Source organism: Veillonella sp. CAG:933, from assembly GCF_000431435.1.
Classification (GTDB): Bacteria; Bacillota; Negativicutes; order Veillonellales; family Veillonellaceae; genus Veillonella_A.
The window spans coordinates 1-845 of sequence record NZ_HF986133.1; the positions used below are offsets into that span (position 1 = coordinate 1).

An 845-nucleotide genomic window follows, 5' to 3' on the forward strand; every position below is an offset into this window, starting at 1 on the left:
GGTTGTAAGTAGTTGCAAGTAGGTTGTAAGTAAAAAATACATACTGAAAAATAATATCAATTTATTAAAGTGGTAAGGAGTAATCATGCCCCAATTAATCTTCAAAGGTGTTATACCTGACGTTGTTCAAAAGTTAAGTATTGCTTTGCCTAAACAGCTGGCTGAATTGTCTGATACACCGGTAGACTATTTTACCTTAGAATGTCCGGAAACAAAGTATTTTCGTGATGGTAAAATCCATGACATGTATCCTTTAGTGGAAGTGTTACAGTATGATCGTGGTGTTGCTATGGAAAAACAGATGGCACAGTGCATTGCTGATGCGGTGAAGGCCGAAGGCTATACTATGTGTGAAGTGTATTTTATACATATCGGCAAAGACGATTATTATGAATTTTAAGAGATAATTAAGAAGCCTCGCAGAATTTTGTTCTGTGAGGCTTCTCTTTGTGTAATACTTCTTAACTCTTCTTCACCACCGAAATAATGGTTACACCCTTACCGTAACTATGGGAAGCAATAACCTGATTCCTTGCATCAGATATACTGGTAGCCGTTACTGTTGTGGCATTGACACTGCCCCGCGAGGTTGGGCTGGTACTTTTATATCTAAATTTTACTTCATAGCGTCCACTCATACGTTAACATCTTCCTTTCATAAAAATACAGTAACATAGTAAGTCTGAAAAACACATTTATAGTAAAAAAACAGTGACAAACCCTATAAATCCATTATATATGTAAATATGTATAATAGCAACGGATAGTATACATAATTGATATTCATTCACAAATTGCGTATTAATTATACAGAATACTCATAAGACGAGCCATTTAATAAATAT

At 34.8% G+C, this 845-nt stretch carries 2 protein-coding genes; one reads left to right on the top strand and one right to left on the bottom strand.

All coding sequences use genetic code 11. The features are described from left to right. Nucleotides 1-85 precede the first annotated feature (85 nt). Nucleotides 86-400 carry a DUF1904 family protein gene (locus QZL64_RS01430; RefSeq protein WP_021840271.1) on the top strand — a complete coding sequence of 105 codons (315 nt, stop codon included), beginning with the start codon at nucleotides 86-88 and terminating at the stop codon, nucleotides 398-400. A gap of 61 nt (nucleotides 401-461) precedes the next feature. Here QZL64_RS01430 and QZL64_RS01435 read toward each other — a convergent pair whose 3' ends face one another. After that, a complete protein-coding gene (locus tag QZL64_RS01435) occupies nucleotides 462-638 on the bottom strand; it encodes a hypothetical protein (RefSeq protein WP_021840272.1) in 177 nt (58 codons plus the stop codon). Nucleotides 639-845: the final 207 nt, after the last annotated feature.

Coding starts and splice junctions, on each gene's coding strand:
- QZL64_RS01430 (WP_021840271.1), top strand. CDS start 86: ATGCCCCAATTAATCTTCAAAGGTGTTATACCTGACGTTGTTCAAAAG.
- QZL64_RS01435 (WP_021840272.1), bottom strand. CDS start 638: ATGAGTGGACGCTATGAAGTAAAATTTAGATATAAAAGTACCAGCCCA.